Annotated in this window: 14 protein-coding genes; 3 read left to right on the top strand and 11 right to left on the bottom strand. The window is 63.3% G+C overall.

The window, feature by feature from the left end:
• Nucleotides 1–69: 69 nt before the first annotated feature.
• From ectB to grpE, 9 genes are all read right to left on the bottom strand, one after another.
• Nucleotides 70–1,344 (bottom strand): diaminobutyrate--2-oxoglutarate transaminase, encoded by a 1,275-nt coding sequence (gene ectB / locus SAJA_RS06500; RefSeq protein ID WP_123657855.1) that lies wholly within the window; start codon nucleotides 1,342–1,344, stop codon nucleotides 70–72.
• Between the two features lie 36 nt (nucleotides 1,345–1,380).
• Complete coding sequence (gene ectA / locus SAJA_RS06505) at nucleotides 1,381–1,905, bottom strand: diaminobutyrate acetyltransferase (RefSeq protein WP_184999777.1); 525 nt, start codon at nucleotides 1,903–1,905, stop codon at nucleotides 1,381–1,383.
• Between the two features lie 112 nt (nucleotides 1,906–2,017).
• Entirely contained in the window at nucleotides 2,018–5,245 is a 3,228-nt protein-coding gene (carB, locus tag SAJA_RS06510; RefSeq protein WP_123657857.1) for a carbamoyl-phosphate synthase large subunit, read from the bottom strand.
• A 46-nt stretch (nucleotides 5,246–5,291) separates the two neighbouring features.
• Nucleotides 5,292–5,684: a GxxExxY protein gene (locus tag SAJA_RS06515; RefSeq protein WP_123657858.1), complete on the bottom strand. Its 393-nt coding sequence runs from the start codon at nucleotides 5,682–5,684 to the stop codon at nucleotides 5,292–5,294.
• Between the two features lie 17 nt (nucleotides 5,685–5,701).
• The gene (gene carA / locus SAJA_RS06520) at nucleotides 5,702–6,829 is read right to left on the bottom strand and encodes a glutamine-hydrolyzing carbamoyl-phosphate synthase small subunit (protein WP_123657859.1); all 1,128 of its coding nucleotides are present in this window, start codon (nucleotides 6,827–6,829) and stop codon (nucleotides 5,702–5,704) included.
• Between the two features lie 97 nt (nucleotides 6,830–6,926).
• Entirely contained in the window at nucleotides 6,927–7,742 is an 816-nt protein-coding gene (dapB, locus tag SAJA_RS06525; RefSeq protein ID WP_123657860.1) for a 4-hydroxy-tetrahydrodipicolinate reductase, read from the bottom strand.
• 2 nt (nucleotides 7,743–7,744) lie between these two features.
• On the bottom strand, nucleotides 7,745–8,884 hold the full coding sequence (dnaJ, locus tag SAJA_RS06530) for a molecular chaperone DnaJ (protein WP_123657861.1): 1,140 nt from the start codon (nucleotides 8,882–8,884) through the stop codon (nucleotides 7,745–7,747).
• A 136-nt stretch (nucleotides 8,885–9,020) separates the two neighbouring features.
• The gene (gene dnaK, locus SAJA_RS06535; RefSeq protein ID WP_123657862.1) at nucleotides 9,021–10,967 is read right to left on the bottom strand and encodes a molecular chaperone DnaK; all 1,947 of its coding nucleotides are present in this window, start codon (nucleotides 10,965–10,967) and stop codon (nucleotides 9,021–9,023) included.
• 380 nt (nucleotides 10,968–11,347) lie between these two features.
• Nucleotides 11,348–11,950, bottom strand: a complete 603-nt coding sequence (gene grpE, locus SAJA_RS06540) for a nucleotide exchange factor GrpE (RefSeq protein ID WP_123657863.1) — start codon at nucleotides 11,948–11,950, stop codon at nucleotides 11,348–11,350.
• Between the two features lie 218 nt (nucleotides 11,951–12,168).
• On the opposite strand from grpE, the gene SAJA_RS06545 reads away from it, so the two are divergent.
• From SAJA_RS06545 to SAJA_RS06555, 3 genes are all read left to right on the top strand, one after another.
• Nucleotides 12,169–13,086: an NAD(+) kinase gene (locus SAJA_RS06545; RefSeq protein WP_123657864.1), complete on the top strand. Its 918-nt coding sequence runs from the start codon at nucleotides 12,169–12,171 to the stop codon at nucleotides 13,084–13,086.
• A 121-nt stretch (nucleotides 13,087–13,207) separates the two neighbouring features.
• Nucleotides 13,208–14,890: a DNA repair protein RecN gene (recN, locus tag SAJA_RS06550; protein WP_123657865.1), complete on the top strand. Its 1,683-nt coding sequence runs from the start codon at nucleotides 13,208–13,210 to the stop codon at nucleotides 14,888–14,890.
• A 145-nt stretch (nucleotides 14,891–15,035) separates the two neighbouring features.
• On the top strand, nucleotides 15,036–15,689 hold the full coding sequence (locus SAJA_RS06555) for an outer membrane protein assembly factor BamE (protein WP_184999778.1): 654 nt from the start codon (nucleotides 15,036–15,038) through the stop codon (nucleotides 15,687–15,689).
• Here SAJA_RS06555 and SAJA_RS06560 read toward each other — a convergent pair.
• Nucleotides 15,674–15,997: an RnfH family protein gene (locus tag SAJA_RS06560; RefSeq protein WP_184999779.1), complete on the bottom strand. Its 324-nt coding sequence runs from the start codon at nucleotides 15,995–15,997 to the stop codon at nucleotides 15,674–15,676. The genes SAJA_RS06555 and SAJA_RS06560 overlap by 16 nt on opposite strands.
• Complete coding sequence (locus SAJA_RS06565; protein ID WP_123657868.1) at nucleotides 15,994–17,358, bottom strand: SLC5/6 family protein; 1,365 nt, start codon at nucleotides 17,356–17,358, stop codon at nucleotides 15,994–15,996. Before SAJA_RS06565 ends, SAJA_RS06560 begins: the two co-directional genes overlap by 4 nt.
• Between the last annotated feature and the right edge of the window lie 17 nt (nucleotides 17,359–17,375).

Consider the following 17,375-nt stretch of genomic DNA (forward strand, 5'->3'; position numbering starts at 1 on the left):
TTCTACTGCATCGTACACCCGCGCGACGTGGTCAGACGCCACGTCGCACGGTTTGTTTTCCGGATGCGATCAGGCCGCGTTCGAGAGCAGGCCGTGCTTGTCGAGCACGGTATGAATCGCCTGTTCGAGCGTATCCAGGCCTTTCTCGATGTCGTCGTCCGGGCTGATCAACGGCGGCATGACCTTGATCACGTTGTCGTCGGCACCGGCGGTCTCGAGAATCAGATGATGCTTGAAGCACTCGGCGGCGATTTCATCGGCCAGCTCGTGCTGCTCGCAGTCGATGCCGATGAAAAATCCGCGGCCGCGCACTTCGGCCTTGAAGCCCGTCTGCGAAATAATGCCGTCCAGACGCTCCTTGATGCGATCGCTCATGCGCAGCACGTTTTTTTCGAGCTTATCGTCTTTCCAGTAGTGCTCAAGTGCGGCGATCGCGGTGATGAAGGCATGGTTGAAGCCACGGAACGTGCCGTTGTGCTCGCCCGGCTCCCAGATATCGTATTCCGGCTTGATCATCGTGATCGCAAGCGGCGTGCCGTAGCCCGACAAGCTCTTGGACACGGTGATGATATCCGGCGAAATACCGGCCGGCTCGAAGGAGAAGAACGGGCCCGTACGACCCACGCCGGCCTGGATATCGTCGACGATCAGCAGCATGTCGTGATCACGACAGAGCGTCTCGATCTTCTTCAGCCAGTCGAAATCGGCGACGTTGATGCCGCCCTCGCCCTGCACCGTCTCGACGATGATCGCGGCCGGCTTCTCGTAGCCCGAGGAGCTGTTTTCGAGCAGCATGCGCAGGTCGTCGGCGGTATCGCGATCCGGGCCGAAATAGCCCGAGAACGGCACCGGCGAGGAGTGACACAGGCACACGCCGGCACCGGCCCGCTTGGAGGCGTTGCCGGTCACGGCCAGCGCACCGAGCGTCATGCCGTGGTAAGCGTTTGTGAAGAACAGCACGCGGTCACGCCCTTTCACCTTGCGCGCGATCTTGAGCGCGGCCTCGACCGCGTTGGTACCGGTCGGCCCCGGAAACTGGATCTTATAATCCATGCCGCGCGGCTTCATGATCACGTCCTCGAAGGTTTCGAGGAACCGGATCTTGGCGTCCGTGGCCATGTCCAGGCCGTGGGTGATGCCGTCGGACTCGATGTAGTCCAACAGCGCTTTCTTCATCACGTCGTCGTTATGGCCGTAGTTGATGGCCCCGGCGCCGGAGAAGAAATCCAGATATTGGGTGCCGTCTTCCGCGGTCAGCCAGTTGGCTTTACCGGTAGAAAAGACTTTCGGAAATGAACGGACATAGCCGCGGACTTCCGATTCCAAACGATTGATTGTTTCCATTAGAAAACTCCTGACTACGCAGGCTGTGCGTCGTATTTAAGAGGAAAGCGCGCTGACGGCATCGGCGTCAAATGGCCCGATACGAAACAGAATCTCCGGCTCGTGGGGGTCGTGCGGTTCGCCTTCGTCGAAAGCATCGAACAGCTCGGCCGAAAACAACTCGGTTTCGTCGATACGGGCGTTCAGACGACGCGCCAATCCACGGAACAGCCCTTGGGAAGGCTCGTTAGTCGGCCCGACGGTGGTATCCAGATAGCGCACATCGGCACAGGCCGGTCGCTTGAGGATCTCGGCGAGCATGCGCGTGGCAAGCCCTTTGCCGCGCCCGGCCTGGGCCACACCGACCTGCCAGACAAACAGCGTCTCGGGATCGGCCGGCAACAGATAGCCGGAGATAAAGCCGCCCAGCTCGCCGTCGATTTCAGCGACCACGCTCGTGCCGGCGTGGTGTTCGCCGATGAGCATATAGGCATAGGCCGAGTTGATATCAAGCACGCCCAGGCGATGAACAAGCGTGAGGATGCCGGCCCCGTCTTCCTTGCCCGGCGGTCGAAAGATCACGTCTTCCGACGAGGGGTGATCCGATTTAGAAATGGTCTTTTCTGATTCGAATGATGCCCCGAGTATAACGAGTCGCGCGTACTCGTGCTGCGCGCGCGACCCGTGAGATGCCCTAAGCGCTGACTTCGGCCTGGATCGATTGCAGGGAATAGACATCCAGCGCGCGTTCGTCGGACAGCGCCGTGGCGCTGGCGAGCCCGCCGGCGATCGTCGTGAAATAGCTCACCTTGTAGCGCAGTGCGGTCATGCGGATCGAGCGCGATTCCTCGATAGCCCGCTTGCCCTCGGTGGTATTGACCACCAGCGCAAATTCGCCGTTCTTGATCATATCCACGATATGCGGCCGGCCTTCCTTGACCTTGTTGGCGATCTGGCATTCGATGCCGGCCTCGGTGATCACGCGCGCCGTACCGCGGGTAGCCGCAAGTGAAAACCCGGCCGCGACCAGTTCGCGCGCCATGTTGACCGCGAGCGGCTTGTCGGCATCGCGAACCGTGATCAACGCCAGGCCGGGCGGCGTGGGCAGGCCGACACCGCTTGCCAGCTGTGACTTGGCAAACGCTTCGCCGAACGTCTTGCCCACGCCCATGACCTCGCCGGTGGATTTCATTTCCGGGCCGAGCAGCGGATCCACGGTCGGGAATTTGGAGAACGGGAACACCGCCTCCTTGACCGCGTAGTGCGGAATACGACGCTCATCGCCAGCGTTCTGGCTCACCAGGCTCTGGCCGGCCATGCAACGCGCCGCGATCTTGGCCAGCGGCATGCCGGTGGCCTTGGACACGAAGGGCACCGTGCGCGAGGCCCGCGGATTCACTTCCAGCAGATAGACTTCACCCGCGCGGATGGCGAACTGTACGTTCATCAGGCCCACCACCGACAGGCCACGGGCCAATGCCCCGGTCTGTCGCCGGACCTCGTCGAGGACCGTGTCGTCCAGGGAATACGGCGGCAGGCTGCAGGCCGAGTCACCCGAGTGCACGCCGGCCTGTTCGATATGCTCCATGATGCCGCCGATAAAGACATCGGTGCCGTCACAGATGGCATCCACGTCCAGCTCGATCGCGTCCTCGAGGAAACGATCAAGCAAAACCGGCGAGTCCGGAGAAACCTTCACCGCGGCCGACATATAGCGCTGCAGATCCTCCGGCCCGTAGACGATCTCCATGGCCCGGCCGCCCAGCACATACGACGGACGCACGACCATGGGAAAGCCGACCTCTTCGGCCAGGCGCATGGCCTCGGCCTCGGAGCGTGCCGAGCGGTTGGCCGGCTGTTTCAGGCCCAGTTTGTTGACCAGGTTGAGGAAACGATCACGATCCTCGGCCAGGTCGATGGAATCCGGTGTGGTGCCGATGATCGGCGCGCCGGCGGCTTCCAGACGACGTGCGAGTTTCAACGGCGTCTGGCCGCCGTACTGAACGATCACGCCCTTGGGTTTTTCGATGTCGATGATCGACATCACGTCCTCGAAGGTCAGCGGCTCGAAGTAGAGCCGGTCCGAGGTGTCGTAGTCGGTCGAGACGGTTTCCGGGTTGCAGTTGACCATGATGGTTTCATAGCCGTCCTCGCGCATGGCGAGCGCGGCATGCACGCAGCAATAATCGAATTCGATACCCTGGCCAATGCGATTGGGCCCGCCGCCCAGCACCATGATCTTGTCGCGATCACTGGGCGCGGCCTCGCATTCGTCGTCATAGGTCGAGTACTGATAGGCCGTGGCCGTCGGGAACTCGGCCGCACAGGAATCCACGCGCTTGTAAACCGGCACAATGCCCTGGGCCAGACGCGCACGGCGTACGGCGAACTCGTCGCAGCCGAGCAGGGTTGCCAAGCGTAGATCCGAAAAGCCCTTGCGCTTGTAGGCCCGCAAGGTGTCGCTGTCCAGATCGCCGATGGTCGAGGTGGCCAACTCGCCTTCCATCTCGATCAGCTCTTCGATTTGATCGAGAAACCAGGGGTCGACATGCGTGAGCGCGTGCACATCGGCCACCGTGAATCCGGCCCGGAACGCATCGCCGATGTACCACATCCGGTCATAGCGCGGTGTGGACAGCTCGCCGCGCAGGGTGTCCTTGGTCGCATCGGTGGATACATCATCGAGCTTCGGCTCAAAGCCGTCCGAGCCGATCTCCAGGCTACGCATGGCCTTGTGCAGCGACTCCTGGAAGTTGCGCCCGATGGCCATCGCCTCGCCCACCGATTTCATCTGGGTGGTCAGGCGATCATCCGCGGCCGGGAACTTCTCGAAGGTGAAGCGCGGCATCTTGGTGACGACATAATCGATCGATGGCTCGAACGAGGCAGGGGTCGCGCCGCCGGTGATCTCGTTGTCCAGCTCGTCGAGCGTATAGCCCACGGCCAGCTTGGCCGCGACCTTGGCGATCGGAAAGCCTGTTGCCTTGGAGGCCAACGCGGAGGATCGAGAAACACGCGGGTTCATCTCGATGACGATCATGTCGCCCGTGTCCGGGTCGATGGCGAACTGGACGTTCGAGCCGCCGGTATCCACGCCGATCTTGCGCAGGCAGGCGATGGAGGCATCGCGCATGACCTGATACTCGCGATCGGTCAGCGTCTGGGCCGGGGCCACGGTGATCGAGTCGCCGGTGTGTACGCCCATCGCATCGACGTTTTCGATGGCACAGATGATGATGCAGTTATCGGCGTGATCCCGCACGACCTCCATCTCGTATTCTTTCCAACCCAACACGCTCTGCTCGAGCAGTACTTCGTTGGTCGGCGAGAGCTCCAGGCCACGAGAGAGCAGATCCTCGAACTCTTCCTTGTTATAGGCGATGCCGCCGCCGGTGCCGCCCAGCGTGAACGACGGCCGCATGATGATCGGAAAACCGATGCCGGCCTGCACGGTCTCGCCCTCGGCCATGGTGTTCACGGTCTTCGAGGCCGGGGTCTTTAACCCGATTTCGGTCATCGCCTCACGGAACGCGGTGCGGTCCTCGGCCATATCGATGGCATCGCGCGAGGCGCCGATCATCTCCACGCCGTGTTGTTCCAGCACACCGTTGTAGTAGAGATCCAGCGCACAGTTCAGAGCGGTCTGGCCGCCCATCGTGGGCAGCAACGCGTCCGGCTTTTCGACGTCGATGATCTTGGCCACCGTCTGCCAGTCGATCGGCTCGATATAGACCGCATCGGCTGTTTCCGGATCGGTCATGATCGTGGCCGGGTTCGAGTTGACCAAGACCACACGAAAGCCCTCGTCCTTGAGCGCCTTGCAGGCCTGCATGCCGGAATAGTCGAACTCGCAGGCCTGGCCGATCACGATCGGCCCGGCGCCGATGACCAGGATGCTTTTTAGATCTGTGCGCTTGGGCATAGGAGATAGTCCGCAAATGAACGCAAATGCGCGCAAATGATCACAATCAAATCCGCGACGAGTCGTCGTAAGATTTTACGATACGTTTGACGCCCAGACGGGGCGTCCCGAAATTCAATATCAAGCCCACTGAAATACCGGTGGCTTGCAGATAATTCATCAATTGCGCTTCGTGTACGGCTGTAATACTCGAAAGCGCTTTGATTTCCACGATCAGTCTTTGCTCGATAACCAGATCAGCAATGTAATGACCGACAACCGCGCCTTTGTAACTTACATCCAGTGCCTTCTGCCGCTCGAAGGCCGGCCCAGCCTGGGCAAGCTCAAGCGCCAGCGCATTCTCGTAAACCGCTTCTAAGAACCCGGCGCCTAACGTGTTACTGACCGCAAAAGCACAGCCAATGACACGCTCAGAAATTGTCTTTTCATTTGCGCTCATTGGCGTGCATTCGCGGACTATTGTCTTTCGTGAATCACAGCCATGAAGCGCGCAAAGATCGGTGCGACGTCATGCGGGCCCGGGCTGGCCTCCGGGTGGCCCTGGAACGAAAAGACCGGGGCGTCGACGACTTCGATGCCCTGCAGGGTCTGGTCGAACAACGAGCGATGCGTCACCCGCACCGTGTCCGGCAGGCTGGCCTCGTCGATGGCAAAGCCGTGGTTCTGGCTCGAGATCATCACTTCGCCGCTGGCCGTGTCGATGACCGGATGATTGGCACCGTGATGGCCGAACTTCATCTTCAGGCTCTTGGCACCGGCGGCCAGGCCCAGAATCTGGTGCCCCAGACAGATACCGAGTGTCGGCACGCGACGCTCGATCAGCTCACGACAGGTGGCGATCGCGTAATCCAGGGGCTCGGGGTCACCGGGGCCGTTGCCCAGCAGCACGCCGTCCACACCCAGTGCGAGCACGTCGTCGACCGAGGTTTTGGCCGGTACGACGGTCACCTTGGCGCCGGCGTCCACGAGCTGGCGCAGGATGTTGTACTTGATACCGTAATCATAGACCGCGACGTGACAAGACGGCTCGGCCGGCGCATGACGATCATTCGGGCCGATCCACGTGCCCTCGGTCCACTCATAGGACGCGCGCGTACCCGCATCGGCGGCCAGATCGGCGCCCTTCAGACCGGCAAAGCCGCGAGCGGCCTCGACGGCGGCGGCTTCGTCGATGTTCTCGCCGGCCACGATGGCCCCGTTCTGGGCACCTTTTTCGCGCAGCAGACGGGTCAGACGGCGGGTGTCGATATCACCGATGCCCACGATGCCGTTGGCTTCGAGATAGCCGATCAGGCTGTCGTTGGATCGCCAGTTGCTCGGCGCACGCGGAACTTCGCGGATGATCAGGCCGGCCGCCTGGATACGATCGGATTCGATATCCTGATCGTTGGTGCCGGTGTTGCCGACGTGCGGATAGGTCAGAGTGACCATCTGCTGTTGGTAGGAGGGATCGGTCAGGATCTCCTGATAGCCGGTCATGGCGGTATTGAATACCACCTCGCCGACGGTCCGGCCGTTAGCGCCAATGGCGCGGCCGTGGAAGATACTACCGTCTTCGAGCGCAAGTACGGCTTTGGCGCGCAATACATCTCTCCAGTCGCTGGATGCCAGTGGGCTGCCCGGAGGCGGCGAGAGTATAGCGGCTTGGCGCCCGGCTCGCCAGCCGTGGCCGCACAAACAATCAACGGGCGTCGGTCAGACCCAGCACGTCGTTCATGCCGTAATGGCCGGCGCCCTGGTCGGCGGCCCAGACGGCCGCGCGCATCGCGCCGCCGGCAAACGTCTGGCGCGAGGTCGCTCGATGCGTGATTTCCAGGCGCTCACCGGCCCCGGCAAAGAGCACCGTGTGCTCGCCCACGATCTCGCCGGCCCGCACGGTGGCAAAACCGATCGCCGCCGGCGGGCGTGCGCCGGTCTGGCCTTCGCGTGTATAGACCGCTGACTCGGCCAGGTTCTGGCCCCGTGCATGGGCCGCAACGTCGCCAAGCTTCAAGGCCGTGCCCGAGGGGGCATCGACCTTGTGGCGATGATGGGCCTCGATGATCTCGATATCCACGTCGTCGCCGAGTGCGGCGGCTGCACGCCCGACCAGGTCCAGTGTCAGGTTCACCCCGGCACTGTAATTCGGTGCCTGGACGATCGCGATCTCGTCAGCGCCAGCATCGATCTCGGCCTGTTGTGCATCGTCGTAGCCGGTCGTGCCGATCACCATGGCCGCGCCTTGGGCGCGACACACCGCCAGCGCAGCCATCGACGGACCCGGCAAGGAAAAATCGACCAGCACATCGAAAGCCGTATCGGCCATCGTTTCGGACGAAACCAGAGCCACGCCCAGCTCATCGGTGCCGGCGATACGCCCGGCGTCCACGCCGAGCTGGCCGCTGCCCGGCGCGCCGAAGGCAGCCACGAGCGCCAGATCGTCGCGCGCCTGGCTGGCCACAATCAGCTCCCGGCCCATGCGACCGGACGCCCCGTTGATGGCAAGACGGGTGGTCATGATCAGTTCAGGCGCTCACCGAAGAAACGCTTGGCCTTGTCCAGCCAGCTGGTCGTGGCCGGGCTGTGGCTGTGCCCGCTTTCATCCAGCGATTCCTGCAACTCTTCCAGCATCTTCTTCTGCTTGGAATTGAGATTGACCGGCGTCTCGACGCTGACCTTGACCAACAGATCGCCCGGCGAGGAGGTACGCACCGATTGCACGCCCTTGCCGCGCAGCCGGAAGGTCTTGCCGGACTGTGTCTCGGCCGGCACCCGCAGCGACACCTTGCCTTTCATGGTCGGCACGTCGATGTCGCCGCCAAGTGCGGCGGTGATCATGTCGACCGGCACGTTGGCACGCAGGTTGTTGCCGTCGCGCACGAAGAATTCATGCGGCTTGACGTTGATCTGTACGTAGAGATCACCGGCCGGGCCGCCCATTTCGCCGGCTTCGCCTTCACCGGACAGACGGATCCGATCACCGTTGTCCACGCCCGGCGGCACTTTCACCGACAGCATCTTCGACGACTGCACGCGCCCGTCGCCGTGACATTTCTTGCAGGGGTTACGTACTTTCTTGCCGGCACCCTGGCAGTCCGGGCAAGCCTGCTGGATCGAGAGGAAGCCCTGCTGGATACGCACCTGGCCCTGGCCCTTGCAGGTGTCGCAGGTATCGACCGGCGAGCCCGGCTCGGCGCCGTCGCCGCCACAGGTTTCACACTGCTCCAGGGTCGGAATACGAATTTCGATCGTATCGCCCTCGATCGCGGTTTCCAGGTCCAGATCCAGGTCATAGCGCAGATCGGCACCGCGGGCCGCCCGCGAGCGGCCGCCGCCCATGCCACCACCGCCGAAGATATCGGAAAAGATATCGCCGAAGATGTCGCCAAAGCCGGCACCACCGCCGCCGAAGCCGCCGCCACCGCCGGCTGCACCGCCCATGCCGGCGTGGCCGAACTGATCGTAGGTGGCTTTCTTCTGGTCATCGGAGAGCACTTCGTAAGCCTCGGAGGCTTCCTTGAAGCGGGCTTCCGCGTCTTCATCGCCCGGGTTGCGGTCCGGGTGATTCTTCATGGCCAGACGTCGATAGGCCTTCTTGATATCGTCCTTGGACGCGCCTCTGGATACGCCCAGCACTTCGTAATAATCGCGTTTCGCCATGGTCGTCGTCTTTCAAAATCCCTGATTGAACCGTCCGGCATGACCAGCCGGCTTAATCAGAAATCTCGTGTTCCTTGAATCAAAAATGCCGGGGCGGTTTTCACCGCCCCGGCGCCTTGCGGGCTATCGCCTCGTCTTACGAGTTGGTACCCGACTTCTTGTCGTCGTCCTTGACTTCTTCGAAGTCGGCATCGACGACGTCGTCATCGCTGTTGGCCGACGACTGCTGGCCGTCTGCGGCCTGCTCGCCCTCGGCGCCTTCTTCGCCCTGACCGTAAGCCTTCTGCATGATCGGGGCCGAGGCCTCCGACAGCTTCTGGGTCTTGGCTTCGATGTCGTCCTTGTCGTCGCCTTCGAGTGCCGTGCGCAGCTCGGCGATGGCGTCATCCACCGGCTTCTTCTCGTCCTCGGAGATCTGGTCAGCCAGATCCTTCATGGACTTCTCGATGCCGTGGATCAGGCCGTCCGCCTGGTTGCGCGCCGTGATCAGCTCGTTGAACTTGGCGTCTTCCTCAGCGTGCGCTTCGGCGTCCTTGACCATCTGCTCGACTTCGTCGTCGGACAGACCGGAGGAGGCACGAATCTCGATCGACTGTTCCTTGCCCGTGGCCTTGTCCTTGGCCGACACGTTGAGGATGCCGTTGGCGTCGATATCGAAGGTGACTTCGATCTGCGGCGTGCCACGCGGTGCCGGCGGGATGTCCGACAAGTCAAAGCGTCCCAGCGACTTGTTGGCGGACGCCTGCTCGCGCTCGCCCTGCAGGACATGCACGGTCACGGCCGGCTGGTTGTCCTCGGCGGTCGAGAAGGTCTCCGACTTGCGGGTCGGAATGGTCGTGTTCTTGTCGATGAGCTTGGTCATCTTGCCGCCGAGGGTCTCGATACCGAGGCTCAGCGGGGTGACGTCCAGCAACAACACGTCTTTGGTGTCGCCCGACAGGACCGAGCCCTGAATCGCGGCACCCACGGCCACGGCTTCGTCCGGGTTGACGTCCTTGCGCGCTTCCTTGCCGAAGAAGCTCTTCACCGCTTCCTGTACAGCCGGCATGCGCGTCTGGCCACCGACCAGGATCACGTCGTCGATGTCGGATGTCTTGAAGCCGGCATCCTTGAGCGCGGTACGGCACGGGTCGATCGTACGAGCGACCAGATCCTCGACCAGGCTTTCCAGCTTGGCGCGGGTCATCTTCATGTTGAGATGCTTCGGACCCGACGAATCGGCGGTGACGTACGGCAGATTGATTTCGGTCTGCTGCGTGGAGGACAGCTCGATCTTGGCTTTCTCGGCGGCTTCCTTCAGACGCTGGAGTGCCAGCTTGTCCTTGCGCAGATTGACGCCCTGCTCTTTCTCGAACTCGGCCGCGATGTGCTCGATGATGGCGTTGTCGAAGTCTTCACCACCCAGAAAGGTGTCGCCGTTGGTGGCGTGCACTTCGAACTGGTGTTCGCCGTCGATCTCGGCCACTTCGATGATCGAGATATCAAACGTACCACCACCCAGGTCATAAACGGCAATCTTCTTGTCGCCGCCTTTCTTGTCCATGCCATAAGCAAGGGCTGCCGCGGTCGGCTCGTTGATGATGCGCTTGACGTCGAGGCCGGCAATACGGCCGGCGTCCTTGGTGGCCTGACGCTGGGCGTCGTTGAAGTAGGCCGGCACGGTGATGACCGCTTCGGTGACCTTCTCGCCCAGATAATCCTCGGCGGTGGCCTTCATCTTCTGCAGCACCTTGGCCGAGATCTCCGGCGGCGCCATCTTGTTGTCGCCGACCTGGACCCACGCATCACCGTTATCGGCCTTCACGATCTGGTACGGGACCGTGTCGATGTCCTTCTTGGTGGTCGGATCATCAAAGGTGCGTCCGATCAGACGCTTGATGGCGTACAGAGTGTTGGTCGGGTTGGTGACAGCCTGGCGCTTGGCCGGGCGGCCCACCAGCGTTTCGTTGTCGTCAGTGAACGCAACAACGGACGGCGTGGTGCGCTCGCCCTCGGCGTTCTCGATGACCTTGGGGTTGTCGCCTTCGAGCACCGCGACACACGAGTTCGTGGTGCCAAGGTCGATACCGATAATCTTGCCCATGGCTTGTTATCCCTCTTTGAAGTCTGTCTTTGCCGCATTGCGGCCGATAAATGATGTCTGGAAGTCGATTTGGGGCACCGGCCGGTGTTTTTCAACCGACGGCGATCGTGCGCTAGGGCCTGTTGCCGTTTCGTACGAGTCCGCGCCAAGCGCTGTTTTGAGGCAAGACAAGGCGCAGCCCACGCCGCGCAGTCATTCTGCGCAAGTGGGCTAGAACGCTGGATTGCCTCAAAACAGCGCTTGTCCCGAAGGGTTGGGCCCAAAATCTGGCCATGCGGCGTTGCTCACCTTGATCGTGGCACGCCACGACCTGCGACTCGCGCCTTGCCTGGCCAGATTTTGGGCGCCAACGCGGCGCTCATACGAAACGGCAACAGGCCCTAGCCTTTGTCAGCCGGCTTGGCCACGGTGACCATGGCCGCGCGCAGCACGCGCCCGTTGAGGGTGTAGCCTTTCTGCATCACGGCGGCCACCGAGTTGGCCGGCAGCTCGTCAGTGGGCTGTGTAGACACCGCCTCGTGAAACTCCGGGTCGAAGGTTTCGCCCTCCGGGTTGATGGCTTCGATACCCACCTTTTCCATGCTGGAGGCCAGCATGCGCTGGGTCATGTCCATGCCTTCCTTGAGCTTGTCGAAGTCACCGGCGTTGTCCTCGGCGGCTTTCAGGCCCAGCTCCAGGCTGTCACGCACGCCGAGCAGCTCGGTGGCGAACTTTTCGATGGCGAACTTCTTGGCGGCTTCTACATCGCGCTGGCTGCGCTTGCGGATGTTTTCCATTTCCGCAGCTGCACGCACCGCCTGGTCGCGATACTTTTCGGCATCGGCTCGAGCGGCTTCGAGCTCGGCCGCCAGCGTTTCAACATCCGGGTCACCGGCGAGCACGGCATCGGCCTCGGCGGCCGTCTCGATCTCGCCTTCGACCTGTGCGGTGTCCTCGACGTCCTTCGCGTCGTCGGGCGCCTCTGACTTGTCCTTCTGGCTCATGAAATCCCCACCTTTTGGATGTGTTGCAGCGAATACGGCGTGGGCGCATCACCACGCCTCGCTCGACACGTTCCAGAATTGGGCTCGCGTTCGGCTTTTCAAGCAGAGCCGCGTCACGATGTGGGCGTTCGTCGGTGCCGCCGAACCAGCCAGCCATTGAAATCGAGCGCGCGAGGGTGAATGCTTGTGCCACTCATCCGGCGCCCGACGTGTGTCCCATGGCCCATTCCAAGGCACGTTCACAGGACGCGCCCTTCAACACCATCGGTATTTTTGCCAAGCGGCACGATGACGGCGTGGCCGAGACGCTGGCTGCGCTGGCCGCCGATCTGACCGCGCGCGGTAAGACCGTTCTCCTCGACGACAACCACGACACGACGAACTACCCGGTCACACCTTGTGCCCGCGACGCCCTGGGCGCGGCGTGTGATCTGATCGTCGTGGTCGGCGGCGACGGCACGCTGCTGGATGCCGGGCGTGCCGTCGCCGCATCGGGCACGCCGCTTCTGGGCATCAATCTCGGGCGGCTCGGTTTCATGGTCGATGTGTTGCCATCGGACATGACAAAGACACTGGACGAAGTGTTTGCCGGCAACTACATCGCCGAATCACGGCTGATGCTTTCGGCCTGGGTCAGGCGCGGCGGCCAGATCATGGATGAAGCCCCGCTTCTGGCGATCAACGAGTGCGTCATTCGTAACCAGGCGTTTGCCCGTGTTCTGGATTTCGATACCTACATGAACGGCGACTTCATCAGCCATCACCGGGCTGATGGCATGGTGGTGGCCACACCTACGGGCTCCACCGCTTATGCCCTGTCTGGCGGGGGGCCGGTTTTGCATCCGGGCCTCAACGCCCTGGCGCTGGTGCCGATCTGCCCGCACACGCTGTCGGATCGGCCCCTGATCGTGGACGGCGATCATGAGATCGAGATCCACGTGGCCGACTCGCTGGACGGCAATGCCCTGTTCACAAGCGATGGCCAGGTCAGCCGCGCCCTGGATGCCGGCGATAGCGTGGTCATCTCCCGAGCCGATCATGATCTGGCGCTGATTCACCCGCCCGGCTACGACTACTTCAACATCCTGCGCAATAAACTCCACTGGGGGCGCGGGCAGGCGGTATCCAGTCCATAGCCCATCAAGGGGCGCCGGCTTGCGCGCCCGCCCGACTTGCCATCGAACAGTGGACGTGATGTAAGCTGTATCTTCATACAGTTCATACAGGTCACGGCCTGTTCATCGCGAGCGCACCGCCATGCTGGCAGAAATCTCGATCCGCGACTTCGCCATCATCGATCGTCTATCGGTCGAGTTCGGCCCGGGCATGACCGTGCTTTCCGGCGAGACCGGCGCCGGCAAATCCATTCTCATCGATGCCTTGAACCTCATCCTGGGCGAACGCGCCGACGGCGCGGCCGTACGCGAAGGCGCGGCCCGCTCGGACATCACGGCCCGTTTCACCCTGGCGGATGCGCCGGCGGCCTCGGCCTGGCTGGCCGAGCACGAGCTGGACGGCGACGAGGAATGCGTTATTCGTCGCGTGGTGGCCAAGGAAGGCCGCAGCCGCGGTTGGGTCAACGGCACACCAATGCCCGTACGCGAGCTCAAGGCGCTCGGGCGCCTGCTGGTCGATATTCACGGCCAGCATGCCCAGCAATCACTGCTCGGCCGCGATGCCCAGCGGGATCTGCTGGATGCCTACGGCGAGCACGCCGAACTTCAGGCCCAGGTCGCGCATGCCGCCGGCACGCTGAAAGCCACGCGACGCGCGATCGCTCGGATCGAACAGCGCGACGGTGACGGCGACAGTCGCATTGACCTGTTGCGTTATCAGGTCAACGAGCTGGACGCGCTGGATCTGGGCGACGACGAGCTCGAAACGCTGGAAGCCGAGCACAAGCGCCTGGCCAGCGCCGAGCGCCTGATTGGCGACGGCCAGCGCGCCCTGGCCCTGCTCTACGAGGCCGAGGACGGCGCCGCGGCCGAGCGCCTGGGCACCGCCGAGCGCCTGGTGGGCGAGCTAAACGCCATCGACCCGGGCTTCGAGGCCACGCTGGAGCTGGTGGCCAGCGCGCTCATCCAGACCCAGGAGGCGGCGGACACGCTGCGACGTCACATCGAGAACCTGGATATCGATCCCGAGCGCTTCAACGAGGTCGAGACACGCCTGGGCACGATTCGCGACATGGCACGCAAGCATCATGTCGCCGCTGCCGAGCTACCCGCCCTGGCCGAGCGCCTACGCGGCGAGCTGGCCGAGCTTGAAGGCGCCGGCGAGCAGCTGGCCGTGCTCAAGCACGACGAGCAAACACAGGTAATCGCCTACCGCGAGGCCGCGGATGCGCTGAGCCAGGCCCGCATAGCATCGGCCGAGACACTCGGCGCCGCGATCACCGACATCATCCAGACGCTGGGCATGCCCGAGGGCGAGTTCGGCGTGCGTGTACGCCCCCAGGCCAGCGATCGCATCAGCGAGGCCGGCACCGATCACATCGAGTTCCTGATCGCCGCCAACCCCGGCCAGAGTGCACGCCCGCTCGATCGGGTAGCCTCGGGCGGTGAGCTGTCGCGCATCAGCCTGGCCATCGAGGTGATCGCGGCCAGCCGTACCCGTGTGCCCACGCTGGTCTTCGACGAGGTCGATACCGGCATCGGCGGCGGCGTGGCCGAAATCGTCGGCCGCCAGCTGCGCCGGTTGGGCCACGCCGGCCAGGCGCTGTGCGTCACGCACCTGCCGCAGGTGGCGGCCCAGGCCGCGCATCATCTGTATGTCGCCAAGCACGTGCGCGACGGCACCACGCGCACCCGTATCCAGGCCTTGGACGATGCCGATCGCATCGAGGAATTGGCACGCATGCTCGGCGGCGTGGAGCTGACCGAGCAGACCCGTGCCCATGCCGCCGACATGATCGCGCGGGCCGGCGCGCAGACCGCCTGATCCCTGGTTTCGGGCCGATACGTTTGGCAGGGTAAAAACGCCTGCCGTATCATGCGCCCAAGCGATACGGGGGCAGACACCTCCTGCCATGCCGCGACGGATCATAGGGGTTGATCGGCGGCGCACGACCGACAAGGAGCGCGATTTGCCGACCGCAACCAACCGACACGGACTCTTCTCGATCAAGACAGTGGCCGTGGTCGCGCTGACGCTGAACCTGGCCGGCTGCGGCCTGCCCGTGTTCTTCCGCGTGCCCGTGGTTCAGGGCAATATCGTGACCGCCGATCAGGTTGAAAAACTTGAACGCGGCATGAGCAAGAAACAGGTGGCCTACGTTCTGGGCACGCCGTTGATCTCGGCGCCGTTCGAAACCGATCGCTGGGATTATGTCTTCTATTATCGGAATCCGCGTGCGCATGTGCGCCAATCCGAGCTGACCGTCTATTTCGTCAATGACAAGCTGGCCGATCTTACCGGTGAGCAGGAATATGAAGCGGCCATGCTCAAGATGGGCAACCAAGAAGACGGCAACAACGACGCACCGCTACCCGGCGGCACCAGCTCAACCGGCAGCCTGCTGGGCGTGGGCGCAATCCCGGGCGTACCAATCCCGGCCGGCGGCGCCAGCGACGCGCCGCCAGACGCCGACCAGCCACAGAGTCTGGATAGCGAAGGCGTCAACGACGATGCCGACAACGCCGAATATGTCCCCGAGCGTGCCCTGCCCCGCAACCAGCAGCCAAGCGACATGGGTAACGACCGCGGCGCCCCGCCGCTACCCGGTCAGTCCGGTATCTGATCACCCGCGCGCCGGCGCGCAGCGCGCGCGCTGGCAACACGGTTATGGCGCGCGGCCTTCGGGTCGATCGTCAGCGCGCGCAACACCTCGATGCGCACCCCGTGACTCGTGAGATGGTCACCGCCCACACGCCGACCATGAATGCCATACGCCGATGGCCACGCGCCGGCCACGTCATGACAGAGCTGATCCAACGCCGAGGCCGCGACTGCCCGGCCCACGGTGGCCGCTGCGTCGCCGTAGACCCAGCGGCGATGACACGTTTCCGGCAAGGCCAGGATCACTTCGACACAGAACGACTCGCTCACGAAACACTCCAGAAACGACGCACCAGCGCCACCAGCCCCAGGGTTTGACAGCCCACCATGATCACGCCCAGACGGGCCGGGTGCCGCAACAGGGCCTGCCATATCTGCGAGGCCCCGGGCAAGCGCCTGCCGGCCAGTGCGGGCTCGCCGAACAACGTGGCGGGCGGAATCAGAACCCCAAGCAGAAAGACCAGCCAGAGGGCGGTCAACGGGAAGACGATATCGGCGGCCAGCATCGTCAGCAGATCGAAAAACCGCGGCTGGCCGTCGACGGCCACCGCCAGATCATGCTGGACGCACAGTCCCAGAATAAGCAACAGGCCCGCCAGAGATAGCGCGCTACGCGCTCGCGATAGCCCGCTTGCCAGCACGAGCGTCTGTAAAAGCACTTCAAACAGCGCGATCGCGCTCGATAGCGCCAGTATTGTCAGCAGCGCGTAAAACAGGCCGAGATCCAGACGATCAGCCAACGCGGCCGGCGCGTGTTGTAACACGGCCGTTATGCTCGCCAGCTGGGCCAATGCCCCCGGCTCGAATATCATCGGCCAGGCGAGGCAACTCGCCAGACCAATCGCCGCCACCAGCAACACCGCCAGCCCGGCAGATCGGAACACGGGCGTATTGGCTGTCATCGTCTGCCCGAGCGCCAGCGCCACCCCGCTGCCCAGGCCCAGCGCATAAAACGCCTGCGTGATCGCCACCAGACCGTCCCCAACGCGCATCGGGCCCGGCGCCAACAGATCGCCGAAGCGCGCCGAATCGAAACCGTGGCCGTGCAGGGCCAGCGCGACGACCAGGCAAAACGCCAGGCCGAACAGCCCCGCCAACGCCCGCCATACCTGTCGGGCGTTGAACAACGCGGCCACAAGCGCGATCACGATCCAGAACAACAACAGCCAGCCCAGCCCACGTTCCGGCTCGCGCAGAAACTGCGCGAAGTCGTTACCCAGGGCAACCGATGTTTGACCCGCGATATCACCGCCCAGCGCACGCGCGGTATAAGCCAGCACCCAACTCGTCACCACCGCGTACACCGCCAGCAGTGCCGCGATCGCCACGAGCAGACAGCCACCCACCAGGCGCGCGACCGGCGCCCACGGCTCAGGCGTACGATGGGCCAACAGCCGCACCAGATCACCGCCCTGGCCGCGCGTCAGGAGCAGTTGGCCGGCCAGTAAAGGCCACCCCATCGCGATGAGCGCCAGGCCATACACGGCCAGGAAATACATGCCGCCATGCTGGCCGGCCAGATACGGCAGGCGCCAAATACCGGCCATGCCGGTCACGGCCATGACCAGCCCGAGCGCCAGCCAACGACCGGGCGCCATCAGCTGGCCACGAAAAAACGCGTACGCAGACATGACGCGCAGCTTGCCTC

It is taken from the genome of Salinisphaera japonica YTM-1, from assembly GCF_003788585.1.
GTDB lineage: Bacteria > Pseudomonadota > Gammaproteobacteria > Nevskiales > Salinisphaeraceae > Salinisphaera > Salinisphaera japonica.